Source organism: Mesorhizobium sp. M0140, from assembly GCF_040322475.1.
Classification (GTDB): domain Bacteria; phylum Pseudomonadota; class Alphaproteobacteria; order Rhizobiales; family Rhizobiaceae; genus Mesorhizobium.
In genome coordinates, this window is sequence record NZ_JAMYTM010000040.1 from 1 (window position 1) to 14464 (window position 14464).

Annotated in this window: 18 protein-coding genes; 7 read left to right on the top strand and 11 right to left on the bottom strand. The window is 62.1% G+C overall.

The features are described from left to right. Window positions 1-83 precede the first annotated feature (83 nt). Entirely contained in the window at window positions 84-968 is an 885-nt protein-coding gene (locus tag NKJ37_RS28070) for a LysR substrate-binding domain-containing protein (protein WP_023812906.1), read from the bottom strand. Between the two features lie 108 nt (window positions 969-1076). Between NKJ37_RS28070 and NKJ37_RS28075 the strand changes: the two genes are divergently transcribed. Together NKJ37_RS28075 and NKJ37_RS28080 are read left to right on the top strand one after the other, a co-directional pair. Then, window positions 1077-1367: a muconolactone Delta-isomerase family protein gene (locus tag NKJ37_RS28075; protein WP_352775948.1), complete on the top strand. Its 291-nt coding sequence runs from the start codon at window positions 1077-1079 to the stop codon at window positions 1365-1367. A 179-nt stretch (window positions 1368-1546) separates the two neighbouring features. After that, window positions 1547-2545 carry a transporter gene (locus tag NKJ37_RS28080; RefSeq protein ID WP_352775951.1) on the top strand — a complete coding sequence of 333 codons (999 nt, stop codon included), beginning with the start codon at window positions 1547-1549 and terminating at the stop codon, window positions 2543-2545. Between the two features lie 16 nt (window positions 2546-2561). Here NKJ37_RS28080 and NKJ37_RS28085 read toward each other — a convergent pair whose 3' ends face one another. The 9 genes from NKJ37_RS28085 to cysS all read right to left on the bottom strand — a co-directional run bounded on the left by NKJ37_RS28085 (window position 2562) and on the right by cysS (window position 10582). Next, on the bottom strand, window positions 2562-3248 hold the full coding sequence (locus NKJ37_RS28085; RefSeq protein ID WP_023812903.1) for a glutathione S-transferase family protein: 687 nt from the start codon (window positions 3246-3248) through the stop codon (window positions 2562-2564). Between the two features lie 9 nt (window positions 3249-3257). Continuing rightward, complete coding sequence (gene rarD, locus NKJ37_RS28090) at window positions 3258-4184, bottom strand: EamA family transporter RarD (protein WP_023812902.1); 927 nt, start codon at window positions 4182-4184, stop codon at window positions 3258-3260. Between the two features lie 83 nt (window positions 4185-4267). Further along, window positions 4268-5884 carry a citramalate synthase gene (gene cimA / locus NKJ37_RS28095; protein ID WP_352609793.1) on the bottom strand — a complete coding sequence of 539 codons (1617 nt, stop codon included), beginning with the start codon at window positions 5882-5884 and terminating at the stop codon, window positions 4268-4270. A gap of 197 nt (window positions 5885-6081) precedes the next feature. Further along, the gene (gene pip, locus NKJ37_RS28100) at window positions 6082-7041 is read right to left on the bottom strand and encodes a prolyl aminopeptidase (RefSeq protein WP_023812900.1); all 960 of its coding nucleotides are present in this window, start codon (window positions 7039-7041) and stop codon (window positions 6082-6084) included. Next, entirely contained in the window at window positions 7038-7514 is a 477-nt protein-coding gene (locus tag NKJ37_RS28105) for a GFA family protein (RefSeq protein ID WP_023812899.1), read from the bottom strand. Before NKJ37_RS28105 ends, pip begins: the two co-directional genes overlap by 4 nt. Further along, a complete protein-coding gene (locus NKJ37_RS28110; RefSeq protein ID WP_023812898.1) occupies window positions 7511-8002 on the bottom strand; it encodes a GFA family protein in 492 nt (163 codons plus the stop codon). Before NKJ37_RS28110 ends, NKJ37_RS28105 begins: the two co-directional genes overlap by 4 nt. A gap of 6 nt (window positions 8003-8008) precedes the next feature. Next, a complete protein-coding gene (locus NKJ37_RS28115; protein ID WP_023812897.1) occupies window positions 8009-8395 on the bottom strand; it encodes a VOC family protein in 387 nt (128 codons plus the stop codon). Further along, window positions 8392-8799: an endonuclease domain-containing protein gene (locus NKJ37_RS28120; protein ID WP_023812896.1), complete on the bottom strand. Its 408-nt coding sequence runs from the start codon at window positions 8797-8799 to the stop codon at window positions 8392-8394. Before NKJ37_RS28120 ends, NKJ37_RS28115 begins: the two co-directional genes overlap by 4 nt. A gap of 280 nt (window positions 8800-9079) precedes the next feature. Continuing rightward, window positions 9080-10582: a cysteine--tRNA ligase gene (cysS, locus tag NKJ37_RS28125; protein ID WP_023812895.1), complete on the bottom strand. Its 1503-nt coding sequence runs from the start codon at window positions 10580-10582 to the stop codon at window positions 9080-9082. A 393-nt stretch (window positions 10583-10975) separates the two neighbouring features. Between cysS and NKJ37_RS28130 the strand changes: the two genes are divergently transcribed. Beyond that, on the top strand, window positions 10976-11131 hold the full coding sequence (locus NKJ37_RS28130) for a hypothetical protein (protein ID WP_023812894.1): 156 nt from the start codon (window positions 10976-10978) through the stop codon (window positions 11129-11131). 71 nt (window positions 11132-11202) lie between these two features. Here the strand turns inward: NKJ37_RS28130 and NKJ37_RS28135 are convergent, their stop codons facing one another. Then, complete coding sequence (locus NKJ37_RS28135; protein WP_023812893.1) at window positions 11203-11964, bottom strand: SOS response-associated peptidase; 762 nt, start codon at window positions 11962-11964, stop codon at window positions 11203-11205. A 126-nt stretch (window positions 11965-12090) separates the two neighbouring features. Here NKJ37_RS28135 and NKJ37_RS28140 point away from each other — a divergent pair, with 126 nt between their 5' ends. The 4 genes from NKJ37_RS28140 (at window position 12091) to NKJ37_RS28155 (ending at window position 14458) form a co-directional block, all read left to right on the top strand. Then, complete coding sequence (locus NKJ37_RS28140) at window positions 12091-12525, top strand: NUDIX hydrolase (RefSeq protein WP_023812892.1); 435 nt, start codon at window positions 12091-12093, stop codon at window positions 12523-12525. An 83-nt stretch (window positions 12526-12608) separates the two neighbouring features. Continuing rightward, window positions 12609-12986 carry a TIGR02301 family protein gene (locus NKJ37_RS28145; RefSeq protein ID WP_023812891.1) on the top strand — a complete coding sequence of 126 codons (378 nt, stop codon included), beginning with the start codon at window positions 12609-12611 and terminating at the stop codon, window positions 12984-12986. 355 nt (window positions 12987-13341) lie between these two features. Further along, window positions 13342-13599, top strand: coding sequence for a hypothetical protein (locus tag NKJ37_RS28150; RefSeq protein ID WP_008874920.1), 258 nt, complete (start codon window positions 13342-13344; stop codon window positions 13597-13599). A 70-nt stretch (window positions 13600-13669) separates the two neighbouring features. Further along, window positions 13670-14458, top strand: a complete 789-nt coding sequence (locus NKJ37_RS28155) for a hypothetical protein (RefSeq protein WP_023812890.1) — start codon at window positions 13670-13672, stop codon at window positions 14456-14458. The last annotated feature ends 6 nt before the right edge of the window (window positions 14459-14464 follow it).

Here is a 14464-nt window from a genome sequence, read left to right on the forward strand (position 1 = left end):
CCCCTATTCCCGAATTCCCGTATTACCCTAATCCCCGATTCCCCGATTCCCCAATTCCCCTATTCCCCTATTCCCCTATTCCCCTATTCCTCAGCTGCCTGCCGCAAATCGGCAATCACCGCCCGTCGGTCATGACGCCGCCAGGCGAGATAGATGGAGACCGTGCGGTCGAACCACGGCAGGTCGCGAAATACGATCCGCGGCGGCGCAGCGACACGCAGGCTGGCTTGCACCGTCGCAAGGCCGAGACCGGCGCTGACAAGGCCGAGCGAGGTCAGCGGGTCCGCCGTCTCATAGGCGATGTCGGGCAGAAAGCCGGCCTTGGCGCAGGCGGCAAGGAACTGGCCGCGATTGGTGTCGTCCGGCTGGCGCACGACGGTGATCCAGGTGCGACCGTCAAGGTGGTCGGGCCCAATCTCTGGCACTTCAGCAAGCGGATCATCTTCGGGGATCGCCAGCACCAGCGGCTCATGCCGCAGCGCTATCGCGGCGACATCCGGGTCATCATCGGCTGGCGGCGAGTAGACAAAGCCCAGATCCAGCGACCGCTGCCGTAGCCCTTCCAACTGCGCCGCCGAACGCAGGCTTCTCAGCTGCAGGTGGAAATCCGGCCGGTCGCGACGGAACTGGCGCAGCATCCCAGCGACAAGCCCGGCATGAACGGCGCCTTCGACATAGCCGATGGCGAGCCGGCCGACGGCGCCGCTGGCCAGGTTGCGGCCGAACTGCTCCAAACGTCGCGCATTGGACAGCAGCGCGCGGGCTTCGACGAGGAAGGCGCGGCCCTCGGCGTTGAGGTGGACCCGCTGCTTTGCCCGTTCGAACAAAGCGACGCCGAGTTGCTCCTCGAGCTGGATGATCTGCCGGCTGAGTGGCGACTGAGAAATATGCAGCATTTCGGCGGCGCGCCCGACATTGCCGGTTTCGGCGACGGTGACGAAATAGCGGAGCTGACGCAGATCGAACATTTTTCTCCGGGCTCCAGTCCCCCCAGGTCTCAACTTTAGCCTAACCAGTCTTGGACAGTCTGACCGGCGGGAGCGATAATTCGGCCATTCCAACCAAAGGAGACCGCCATGCAGTTCTTTGCCCTTCTCACCCGCAACACCGAAAAATTTGCCGATGCCGATTTCGCTCCGCTTCTACCCGGCGAAGCCGAACAGCGGCGCACGCTCTACGCCGAAGGCGCGGTCCGCCAGATGTGGAACCGAGGCGACATCCCGGGCAGCGGCATGATGTTCGAGGCTGCTGACGATGCAGAGGTTCGCGGCCATCTCGCCACCTTGCCGTTGGTCAAGGCCGGCATGATGGACATTGCCGCAATCGTGCCCCTCAAGCCCTACCCCGGCTTCGGCCCGAAGCACTGACTGGGGCACAATCCGGGGGTGGCGAAGGCCGTCACCACCGGATTGACGTAGGTGATCGACAGACAGTGATCGGCTGTCAAGAAACCGTCACACGGAACCGGGTTCGCTCGTGCTAGAAATCAAGGCCAGGCAGCCGCCGTGCGGTGCCATCTTCGGAACATGCATCTGGCACCGCCCCCATGGATATCACTCTCGCCCCGGAAGGCACCGACCTGTCGCCCTACCTGCCCGACGAGCACGGATTGTTCTTCATCTATCACTTCATCGCTGAGGGCGTGCGAACCAGGGACGCCGCCGCCGCGCACTGGACATGGCGCAGCTACCAGCTTTCCGACATGCGCGCTCGCCATGAGATCGGCACCGATCACGCTTTGCCGGCACCGGTGCGTGAAGCTTTCCTGTCCGCCAGCCATGGCTGCCACATCGACCTCGAGGACGACTGGCTCTATGGCGACCTGCCGGATCTGCGCCATGACTATTCGGCGGAAACGGGCGGACTTGGCCATTTCCGCTTCGCCCTCAACGACACCATGCTGGTCGGCGCCCGCAAGCAGCCGCTGCAGTCTGTCGATAACATCCGCAAGGCGATCGAGAACGGATCGCGCAAACTCCGCTCGCCGGCCGCGCTGATCGAGGCGGTCGTCGGCCAGTCGTTCGACGGCATGGTGGCCGAACTTGCGGCACTTGGCGACAGTCTCGACGGCATCGAGGATCGCATCGTCTGCGACGCATGGCACAATGAGCGGCAGGCGCTGGTCGACGCGCGCCGGCACCTGGTGGTGATCCACCGGCAGATGGCGACGCTGACCAATCTGTTTCGCCATCTCGACCATTCGCACCGCAACGACCTGCCGGATTCCATCAACGACATGGCGGCGCGGCTGTCGCATCGTGCGCAGACGCTGCACTATGACGGCGAGCAGTTGCAGGCCCGCGCCCGGCTTTTGCAAGACGAGCTGATGGCCAAGCTGACAACGCAGTCGAACCGGCTGCTGTACGTACTGTCGGTGATGACGGCGGTGCTGTTGCCGATGACCATCATCTCCGGCCTGTTCGGCATGAATGTCGGCGGCCTGCCGCTGGTCGACACGCCAATGGGCTTCTGGGTGGTGACGGCGGTAGCGATGGTAATCGCGGGAGCGACCTATCTCTTTGTCAGGCGGCTCGGACAGATGTAGCACCCGCCGGCGGCTATCACGCCGTGGCGCGAAGATCCTCGATGACTGTGCCGGCGGCGGCCACTTCCGCTTCGTGATCGGACTCGCGCCAGATTTCGGCAAGGCCAGCCGCATACCATTCGCGCATCGCCGGTAGAGCAAGCAATTGCGCCGGATAAGCCGCAGCCGCACCCTCGAAGGGGAGCCCATAGGACTGGGCGCGGAACGCCACCGGAGCAAAGAAAGCGTCGACGGCGGTGAAATGAGCGCCGGCCAGAAACGGCCCGCCGAAACGGGCAAGACCATCATTCCAGAGGTCACCGAGGCGGAAAAGGTCCTGCTTCAGCCCATCGGACATCGGGAACGGCTTTACCCGCACGCCGCAACTCATCGGGCATGCCCCGCGCAATGCGGTGAAGCTCGAATGCATCTCGGCGGCGGCCGAGCGTGCCCAGGCGCGCGCCTTGGCTTCGACGGGCCACACGCCATGGTGGCGTTCGGCCAGATATTCGACGATGGCCAGCGAATCCCAGACCGCCCAGCCGTCCTCGATCAGGCACGGCACCCGGCCGCTGGGCGAAAACGACCGGTAGAGTTCCCAGCTCGATGCGGTCGGGAATGGCGTCAGCCGCTCCTCGAATGGGATATCCAGCGCGCGCATCAACACCCAGGGCCGCAGCGACCATGAGGAATAGTTCTTGTTGGCGATATGCAGCAGGTACATCGAAACTCCTTACCGTGCGGGCTGCGGCGCGGCGCGGCGCGCTGTCGTCAACATCGACCAGGAATAGACCGCCAAGGCCGCCCAGATCAGCGCGAACGCAATCGCCTGGGTGGTGCCGAAAGGCTCGTCGAAGATCAGAACGGCGATCAGGAACACCATGGTCGGCGCGATATATTGCATGATGCCGATGGTTGACAGGCGCAGCAGCTTGGCGCCGAAGGCGAACAGCAGCAGCGGTATCGACGTGACTGGACCGCAGCCGATCAGCAGCGCCCTATCGGCACCGCTGCTGGATACGATGTGGTCCTGCCCGGTCGCGATGAGATAAACGATGTAGCCAAGTGCCGGCACCGACAGCAGAAGCACTTCGAGCAAAAATCCCTGGCTCGGTCCGATCGGCAGCGTCTTGCGGAAGAAGCCGTAGGCGGCGAAGGAAAAAGCCAACGCCAGCGACACCCAGGGCAGCTTGCCGCCCTCGATGGTCAGCACCGCGACCGCGACGGCCGCCAGCACCACCGCCGCGATCTGCAGCCGGTCGAGGCGCTCGGCAAGCAGCAGCGCGCCGACAACGACGCTGACCAGTGGATTGATGTAGTAGCCGAGCGCGGTCTCGACAGTGCGGTCGACGGCAATCGCCCAGACATAGATGCCCCAGTTGACCGAAATCAGCGCAGCCGTCAGCGCGGCCATGGCGATGGTGCGCGGCGAACGCAGTGCCGCCTTGAAATCCGCCGTGCGGCCGGCCCAGATCAGGACGGCGGCGGCGATCGGCACCGACCAGACGATGCGATGGGCAATGACTTCGGCGAGCGGCAGATGAGCGACCGCCTTCATGTAAAAAGGCAGCAGCCCCCATAGCAGATAGGCCCCCAGTGCCAGCAGGAAGCCGCGACGGGCCTTGGAATCCGCATCCAGGGTGATTGTTTCAGTGGCCATGGGCCAACGCTATGGCCCAGCCACCTTGGCAAGACCATCGCAAAGTTCTGATGGATCAATGGACTTTCGCTGATGGTTCAACCCTATTCGGCGGCCACCAGTCCGGCCATCTCGCGGTTCTTCATCAGCTTGTAGACGATGGAATCCATCAGCGCTTGGAACGAGGCGTCGATGATGTTTTCGGAAACGCCGACCGTCCACCAGCGCGCGCCGGTGCCGTCATGCGATTCGATCAGAACGCGGGTGATCGCCTCGGTGCCGCCATTGAGGATACGCACCTTGAAGTCGGCCAGTTCCATGTCGGCGATCTCGCTCTGGAACTTGCCAAGGTCCTTGCGCAGCGCGATGTCGAGTGCGTTGACCGGGCCATGCCCCTCGGCCACCGACATCTTCTCCTCGCCGTCGACCACCACCTTGACGATCGCTTCGGAGACCGTCTTCAGCTGGCCGTTGGCGTCGAAGCGGCGCTCGACCATGCAGCGGAACGAGGTGACGTTGAAGAACTCCGGTAGGCCGTGCAGCATCTTGCGTGCCAGGAGCTCGAAGCTGGCATCGGCGCCCTCATAGGCGTAGCCCTCGGCCTCGCGCTCCTTGACCACTGATATCAGCGCGTCGAGCCGGTGATCATCTTTCGGCACGTCGATGCCGCGCCGCTTCAACTCGGCGAGGAAATTGGCCTTGCCGCCCTGGTCCGAAACCATGACGCGGCGGCGGTTGCCGACCGTTTCCGGGGGCACATGCTCATAGGTCGCCGGCTCCTTGGCCAGCGCGGAGGCATGGATGCCCGCCTTGGTGGCGAAAGCAGAGGCCCCGACATAGGGCGCTTGCGCTTCCGGGGCGCGGTTCAGGAGTTCGTCGAAGGCGCGGGACAGGCGCGAAATGCCGGTCAGCGCCTCAGCCGAAATGCCCGTCTCGAAACGATCGGCGAAGGCCGGTTTCAACGCCAGCGTTGGTACGATCGAGATCAAATTGGCGTTGCCGCAGCGCTCGCCGATGCCGTTGAGCGTGCCCTGGATCTGGCGCACGCCGGCCTCGACAGCGGCGAGGGAATTCGCCACTGCCTGGCCGGTGTCGTCATGAGCATGGATGCCGAGATAATCGCCTGAAATACCTGATGAAATAACCTTCTCGACGATGGCGCGGACTTCCGAGGGTTGCGTGCCACCATTGGTGTCGCACAGCACCACCCAGCGCGCGCCGGCATCACAGGCGGTCCTGGCGCAGGCCAGCGCATAATCGGGATTGGCCTTGAAGCCGTCGAAAAAATGCTCGCAATCGACCAACGCCTCCTTGCCGGCGGCGATCGCCGCCTCGACGGAGGCCTTGATGGCGTCGAGGTTCTCCTCATTGGTGCAGCCGAGCGCGACACGGACATGGTAGTCCCAACTCTTGGCGACGAAGCAGATGGCATCCGACTTGGATTGCACGAGTGACGCAAGGCCGGGATCGTTGGAAGCTGACACCCCAGCCCGTTTGGTCATGCCGAAGGCGACGAATTTGGCGCGCGACGTACGTTTCTCCTGGAAGAAGGCTGTGTCGGTCGGGTTGGCGCCGGGATAGCCACCTTCGACATAATCGAGGCCGAAAGCGTCGAGCAGTTTCGCGATAGCGATCTTGTCCTCGACGGAAAAGTCTATGCCCGGCGTCTGCTGGCCATCGCGCAAGGTGGTGTCGAAGAGGAACAGTCTTTCCTTTTTCATGACAGCAAGGTGCTTGAGCACCCCCCTGTGGCCTGCCGGCCATCTCCCCCGCAAGGGGGGAGATCGGCAGCTTTGACGATAGCGCTGGTCCTGCATCGTCGGCGATTGGCGAAAGCGAAGGCGACATCCAATCTCCCCCCTTGCGGGGGAGATGTCCGGTAGGACAGAGGGGGGTGTGAAGGATCGCCGTGCATCGACTATATCTTCCCTGCAAACCGATCCGTCGCCCGGATCAGTTGATCCAGAATCCCCGGCTCCGAATAAGCATGACCGGCGCCCTCGATCAGATGGAAATCCGCCTTCGGCCAGGCCTTGTGCAGCGCCCAGGCATAGCGCGCCGGGCACGGCATGTCGTAGCGGCCATGGACGATGGTGCCGGGAATGTCGCTCAGCTTGTGCGCGTCGCGCAGCAGCTGCCCTTCCTCAAGCCAGCCGGCATGGACGAAATAGTGGTTTTCGATGCGGGCGAAGGCAATGGCATAGTCGTCCTCACCAAACGGTCCACTGGTCTCCGGTTCCGGCAACAGCGTGATCGTTTCGCCCTCCCACAGGCTCCAGGCGCGGGCGGCTTCGATCTGCGCCTTGCGATCCGTGCCGACCAGCCGCTTGCGGTAGGCAGCCATCATGTCGCCGCGCTCGGCCTCCGGGACCGGCGCCAGAAAGCGCTCCCATTTGTCCGGGAACATTTCCGAGACGCCGAACTGATAGTACCATTCGAGTTCCGCACGTGTCAGCGTGTAGATGCCGCGTACCACCAACTCACTGACGCGTTCGGGGTGCGTTTCGGCATAGGCGAGCGCCAGCGTCGACCCCCAGGAGCCGCCGAACACCAGCCATTTGTCGAAGCCGGCCATTTCGCGCAGGCGTTCGATGTCGGCGACCAGGTGCCAGGTCGTGTTGGCTTCGAGCGAGGCATTGGGCGTCGATTTTCCGCAGCCGCGTTGATCGAACAGGATGACATCGTAGAGCTTCGGGTCGAACAGCCGCCGGTGCTTTGGCGAGATGGTGCCGCCCGGCCCGCCATGCAGAAACACCGCCGGTTTGGCGCCTTTGGTGCCGGAACGTTCCCAGTAGACCTGATGGCCGTCGCCGACATCGAGCATGCCGGACTCGAAGGCCTCGATCTCGGGATAGAGGGTACGCAATTGACTGCTCATAGTTGCAAACCTTTGGTCGGCCAGTCCGCTGTTTCATGGTCGGGGTGCTGGAAGGAGATGATGGATTCCTGCCTGTTATAGTAGTCGGGATCCTGGTGGACGGGCTGATCGAAGATCGTCTCCACCCAGGGCAGCCGCGCGGCGTAGTTGACCTGGATCTGCGGGGCGAGATCTGAGCGGTCGTCGAAGGCACCGATAGCGATCTCAAGTCCACCGGGCTGCCGGTAGGTCAGCGGCGTCCCGCAGCGGGCGCAGAAACCACGATCGATGTTGACCGACGACTGGAAATAGCTTGGCTCTTCATGGGTCCATTTGACGCCATCCCTGGGCACCGTGACCAGCGCACCGAAGAACGAGCCGAACTGCTTCTGGCACATCCGGCAATGGCAGATCGAGGGACGGCCGAGCGCCCCATGAATGCGGAAACGCACGGCGCCGCATTGGCAGCCGCCAGTTCTTACTGTCTCGGTCATGGTCTTTCCTTCGGCGGCCATTGTTCGGTGTCGTGGTCCGGATGCTGATAGGAGACGAGATCGGCCAGATAAGAGGCCGACGACACGTCGGCCATCGTCTCCTCGCCCGGCAATTGCGGGATCGTATCGACATAAGGCAGCTTTGCCTCGACACCCCATTGGATCAGCGGCACGATCTCCGCCGGATTGTCGAACGCGCCGATGGCGAGGCCAACGCCGTCCGGCGCGGTGAAGGTCAGCGGCGTGCCGCAATCGGCGCAAAAACCGCGATCGACATGGTTGGAGGAGCGGAAGTATTTCGGCTCGCCGCGCGTCCAGTCGAGCCGGGCGCCACGCACCGAAACCAGCGGCGCATAGAACGAGCCGAACGCCTTCTGGCACATGCGGCAATGGCAGACCGAAGCGTCGCCGAGCGCGCCTTCAACGCGAAAGCGCACCGCGCCGCACTGGCAGCCGCCGGTGTAGATCGGCCGGTTGTCGAGGCTCATCTCGGCTCACTCCGGCGCATGGCAGACGGCTTCGACATTGTTGCCGTCGGGATCGAAGACGAAGGCGCCATAGTAGTTCGGGTGATAATGCCGGCGCAGGCCCGGCCCGCCATTGTCCTTGCCACCGGCAGCAAGTGCCGCTGCGTGGAAGGCATCGACCTCGGCGCGGCTGCGCGCGGTGAAGGCGACGTGCTGGTGATCCCTGGGCTTGTCCTTGGCCGAACTCAGCCAGAACACCGGCCGGTCACGGCCATAGCCGCCGACCTTGGCGCCGCCGGTGTATTCCAGCGGCACCATGTAGAGGAGCGCTGCACCAAGCGGCGCCATCGCCTTGTCATAGAAAGCCTTCGAAGCATCGAAATCGGCAACGGTGATGCCAAGATGGTCTATCATGAAATTGCCTCCCTAGCTGGTTCGATCGCCAGCACTTCGGCAGCGGCCAGGCCGGCCTCGATGACGATGTGCTGGCAGACATTGTCGATATCGCGAATGACGTCGTCGTTCCAGAAGCGCAGGATGGTCCAGCCACTGCTCTTAAAATATGCGCTGCGTGTCTCGTCTTGTTGTAGATTTTCGCTATCCGCATGCTGGCTGCCGTCTACCTCGACGATGAGACGATAGGCCGAGCAAGCAAAGTCAACGATATAAGGTCCGATCGGCACCTGCCGTCGAAAGCTCATCCCCATAAGCTGGTGAGCACGCAACTCATTCCAAAGTTTCAACTCCGCATCGGTCATGACGCGACGCATGGATTTTGCATTCCGGCGGTGTCGTTGCGGAACGAGATCGTGTCCCATCAAACACCCCTTCGCCGGTGATTAGCGAAATCGGCGACGAGGGCTGATCTCCCCCCTTGCGGGGGAGATGCCCGGCAGGGCAGAGGGGGGTGCTGTCCCGCCCGCTTATCAATTGGAGACCGCTGCCTTCTCAGGAAACGGTCGAAACGAGGGTAGGCAAACAGAAACGATGGCGTTCCTTCACACCCCCCTCTGTCCTGCCGGACATCTCCCCCGCAAGGGGGGAGATCGGCTGTCACCAGGGTCTCCGCCAACCTTTCAAAAGTGTTTCGCGCCAACCTCACCGCTTGACCTCCCACGTCGTCACTCGCTCGCCAGTGACCAGATCCTTACCGTCCTTCAACTGTACACCTTGCGCCAGCAGTTCGTCGCGGATGCGGTCGGCCTCGGCCCAGTTCTTCGACGCTATGAGGGCAAGTCGGGTTTCAATTGCCTCAACAATGGCATGTTCGGCAACTTTTGCTTCCGCAAAGTCAAAACCAAGAAATAACAAAGCTGCCTTTACCTCAGCAGCGGCATTCAACTTAAATTCGACGTCTATTGGATCGCCATCAATTTCAACAAAGGGCGTTTCTGAGCCCTCCGACCCCAGACCTTTGCTCGCGTCTGAAACGAGCTCCGCCAATATGTAAAAGGCCTGAGGTGTCGAAAGGTCGTCCGAAAGTGCCTTAACAAAGCTGCTAGGGGGGCCCGTTTCATAACGCGCTCCATCAGCTACTCGCTTCCATTTGCGCAGCGTGTTCTCGGCCTCTTCCAGCTTGCGCACGGAAAAGTCGATTGGTTCGCGGTAGTGCGTCATCAGCATCGCCAGCCGCAGCACCTCGCCCGGCCATTTGCGGCCGCCAAAGGTCTCGGTCTCCAGCAGTTCGTTGATCGAATAGAAATTGCCGACGCTTTTCGACATTTTCTGGCCTTCGACCTGCAGGAAGCCGTTGTGCATCCAGATGTTGGCCATCACGTCCGTGCCATGGGCGCAGCGCGACTGGGCGATCTCGTTCTCATGGTGCGGGAAGATCAGGTCGAGGCCGCCGCCATGGATGTCGAACACCTCGCCAAGATAGGCGGCCGACATTGCCGAGCATTCGATGTGCCAGCCCGGCCGACCCCTGCCCCATGGCGAATTCCAGCCGGGCTCCTCCGGCGACGACAACTTCCACAGGACAAAATCGCCGGGATTTTTCTTGTGCGCGTCGACGGCGACGCGAGCACCAGCCTGCTGCTCGTCGAGATTGCGCTTCGACAGCTGGCCGTAGTCCGGCATCGACGCCGTATCGAACAGGACTTCGCCCGCGGCAACATAGGCATGGCCGCGTTCGATCAGGCTTTGAATCAAGGTGATCATGTCGACTTTGCCGTCGGCGCGGGGCTCGACGAATTCGGTGGCGCGCGGCTCGACCGTCGGCTCCAGGCAGCCGAGAACCGCCACATCGCTGTGGAACTGGTCGGCGGTCTTTTCGGTGACCCGCCTGATCGCCTCGTTGAGCGAAAGTGTTCCGGAAGCGATCTCGCCGCCGAAGTCGCGCAGAGCGCGCGCGTTGATCTTGTCGTCGACGTCGGTGATGTTGCGCACATAGGTGACGTGCGCCTCGCCATAGACTTGGCGCAGCAGGCGGAACAGCACGTCGAAGACGATCACCGGTCTGGCATTGCCGATATGGGCAAAGTCGTAGACGGTCGGACCGCAGACATACATGCGCACGTTCAGCGGATCGATCGGGACGAAATCCTCTTTCGTCCGCGTCAGCGTGTTGTAGAGGCGCAGGCCCTGCGATGCGTCAGACATTCGTGCCTTCCCGTTTCAGATCTTTCATCTGGATGGAGCCAGCCCGCGCCAAGACGCAAATCAGGCTCCAGCCTGCTGGCCGGGGCGTTTGTCCAATCTGGGGAAAGATGAGGCGAAAACGTCCGGACCAGCGCGAGGCTAGCCAATAATGCAAATGCCACAAATGGCGAAAGACGTTTTCATGGGCGGCTTTATCGCCTTGGCGAGTGTTGCCGTCAAGTCGCTAGTTTCGGCAAAAACGTCGCTGGATCACAGGTAATGAGCCACTGAAACATTTTATTAAACATGTCGGCACAGTCATGAAACATTCGCCGGCTAGATCAGCAGGCGTCACGATTTGGTCAGAATCGGCCATCAAACGCAGACACGAAAATGTTACCTGGGAAGAGAGACATGCTCCGAAGCAAGCAGGAATCCAATCGCGCCAAGCAACCGGCGCTGGCCAACCACTATCGCGCCATAGGCCCGGCCGCGATCGTCGCCGCACTTCTCCACACCGCGAAGAAGAAGAAGCCGGCGCAGAAGATCGTATCGCCCCGCGCTGCCTGAAGCAGTGTGTGGCTGGCGCCAAAGGTGCCAGGCATGAGGGCGCTGACATGCGGCCCTGAAGAACAGCTCAGCTAAAACAACGTCAGCTGACTGTCGTCCGCGCCGGGCTTCTGGCGCTTGACTTTTTCGGGCTCCGGCCCGATCTCGCCCCGCTCCTGGATCTCCGGTCCGGTGTTGACGACCTTGTTGACGAGGTCGGAGACGGGAATTGCCTCGAAGAAATCAGGCTGTGCCGGCCGCAACAGGTCGGCGACATCGCGCGGCTCGAGCGTGCGGCAATCCAGCCAGCGGGCGAAATCCCTGGGATCGATCACCACCGGCATGCGGTCGTGAATATGGGCGATGTCGGCATTGGCGTTGACGGTCAAGATAGCGCCGGTGTCCATTTCCGAACCGCCCGGCTCGGCATAGGTCTCGATCAAGCCGGCAAAGGCGAGCAACCCGCCATGCCTAGGCCTGATCCAGTAGGGCTGCCCCTTCTTGCCACCAGTTTGCCGCCACTCGTAAAAACCCGACGCCGGCACCAGCGCGCGGCGATGGCGCATGGCGGCTTTGAACGAGGCCTTCTCAGCTGCGCCTTCAGAGCGCGCGTTGAACAGCAGCGGAAATTCCCTGGTATCCTTGACCCAGGTCGGAATCAGCCCCCAGCGCACCAGCATCGGCTGCCGGTCCGGCAGATTGGAGCCCGGCGCCTGCGGGGGGCCGGCGACCGCCATCAGGATCGGTTGGGTTGGTGCGATGTTGTAGCGCGCCGGGAAATCCTCCAGTTCAGCCAAACCTAGCAAGGCGGCAGTCTGGTCCGGCGTCGCGGTCAAGGCAAAACGTCCGCACATGGTCGATTGGCGCCCTTCGAATGGTTCAGCTTGAAAGTGGCGATAGAACCGCCGTTGCGCAACCGCTAAAGCTTCCGCATGCTGGCGGTTCCACAACAGACCAGCTTCACGCCTGATCGGGAACCCATGAACAAAGCGCGCAAGACACTTCCGGCAGTTTCGGTCGCCGTCGTGCGCGCAGACACCGTGCTTCTGGTCAAGCGGGCGCGGCAACCCTCGCAGGGGCTCTATGCCTTTCCAGGCGGCAAGGTCGAGCCCGACGAAACGCTGGAGCAAGCCATCGCTCGCGAACTGTTGGAAGAGACCGGCTTGCGGGCCACCGATTATCGCCGGCTTCGGGAAATCCACATCGACGGCAGGGACGACAGCCACCCGGTTGACTATCTCCTCACAGTCTTCGGAGCCGTCTATGCCGGCGGCGAGGCGGTGGCCAGCGACGATGCAGAGACGGCGGCCTTCTATACGCTCATCGAGATGGCGGCGCTGCCGCTAGCAGGCTCGGTATTCGCGGTCGCAGAAGACTTGTTGGCCCCTGGCAGAAACGCCGGACTGCTGCCCTGAAAACCGCCTTGCAGGCGACAAATTGTTTCGCCACAAAGACTTATCCTGTTTGGCAGAGCCACGCCGTTGGGTAGAGAAGGCTTATGAACCGTCCATCCATGCTCCTCGCCGTGTGTCTTTCCGTCAGCACGACCGTTTCGATACGGCCCGCGCTCAGCGCCGAGTCGCCGTTCGAGCCTGGGTTGATGCGGCTGGCGGAGGTTCTGGGCTCGCTGCATTTCCTGCGCAATCTGTGCGGCGAGAAGGGCGAGCAGTGGCGTGTCGAGATGACAAAACTGCTCGATTCGGAAAATCCGGACGCCGAGCGGCGCGCCCGCTTCATCGCCAGCTTCAATCGCGGCTACCGCTCTTTCGGCGGCACCTATACGAGGTGCACGCCCTCGGCGACCGAAGCCATCAGCCGCTACATGAAGGAAGGCGAGACGCTATCTCGCGATATCGCCTCGCGTTACGGCAACTAGGCACTCGCTCATCAACAACTATCCGGATCATTGCTGGGCACAGCGGATATATCGGCTTGTGCCAGGCGATATCTTGGTGCAATCCTCATGTTGCACTTCTGCAACAGTATTAACGAAACCTTACCGCGCGAAAGCGGAATTAACTCAAACTGAAGGTTTTCGCCCCGCAGGCCGCCCCAATCGGCTAAGTTTGACTCGAGCTGAACGCAGCTTCGCACAAGGCAATCGGGCTTTGTAAAAGACGATCAAAAAAATGTCGTATTTACAAATACTTAATTGCCCCTGCGTGTGAAATGAACAGATCAGGCCTGATCCACATCGATGGATCGCAGCTTGAAAGGGTGGACATTCGCTTATGGAACATGGTGTCAACGACATCGACGCGCTGGTCAGGGAAGAAAAACGCCTGACCGCCGTGGAAAGCCACAGCGAGGCCTGGGCGGAAGGTCTCTCCGCCGGGATAGAGCCCGAGATCATCGCCGAAGCAGCGCTCGAAACAGCCTTCGGCGAGATGTTGCGTGCCAATGGCGAGACCTCGGCCCTTGCCCTGCTCGACCGTATGCGTGAAAAGGTGATTGCTGGCGCCTTCGAACCTGAACGGCTGCGGCACTGAACCGACGTCCGGTTCTTTGACGGGAACATGCCGCTCGGGCGTCATGCCCGGAAGCAGGGAGAAACGGGCAGTGAGTTTTTCGATGTCAGGCAAGCCGTGTGGCTTGATCCTTCGCATCTCCTTCGCCGCTTGCTGTGCCGCGATTCCCCTGCTTGTGTGTCTCGCGAGCAGCCCCGTGTATGCGCTGAGCGAAATCAAGCGCGAAGAGCTCCCCCCGACAGTCACGCCGCCGGCCGACGACGACATGTCGCCCCCCGGAAGCGCCGTGCCAATGCCCAACCCGGTCGGAACACCGCCGCCGGCCAGCCAGCCGACTGCTCCTGCCGAAGCCGAGCCGGACAGCCCGGCGGATGGCGGCGTGACCAGACCGCGCGTCGATCCGGAAACGCCGGTGCCTGAGGTCGTCTACGATCTCGGCAAGCTGCCGGAACCGGTGCGGCGCATGCACGATCTGATCGTCGAAGCCTGCAAGGGCGGCGATATCGAAAAGCTGCGACCGTTGATCGGCACGGGCGAGAGCATGACACAGATATCGCTGACCGACATAGACGGCGACGCCATCGCCTTCCTCAAGGGCCTCTCCGGAGACCCAGACGGCCAGGAGATTCTGGCCATCCTGGAGGAGGTGCTTAATGCCGGCTACGTCCACCTCGATGCCGGCACGCCACAAGAACTCTATGTGTGGCCGTATTTCTTCGCCCTGCCGCTGGACAAGCTGGACGCCAAGCAGCGGGTCGAGCTCTTCAAGATCGTCACCGCCGGCGATTTCAATGATATGAAGCAGTTCGGCGCCTATATCTTCTACCGTGTCGGCATCACGCCTGCCGGACAGTGGTCGTTCTTCGTCGCCGGGGATTGAGCTTTC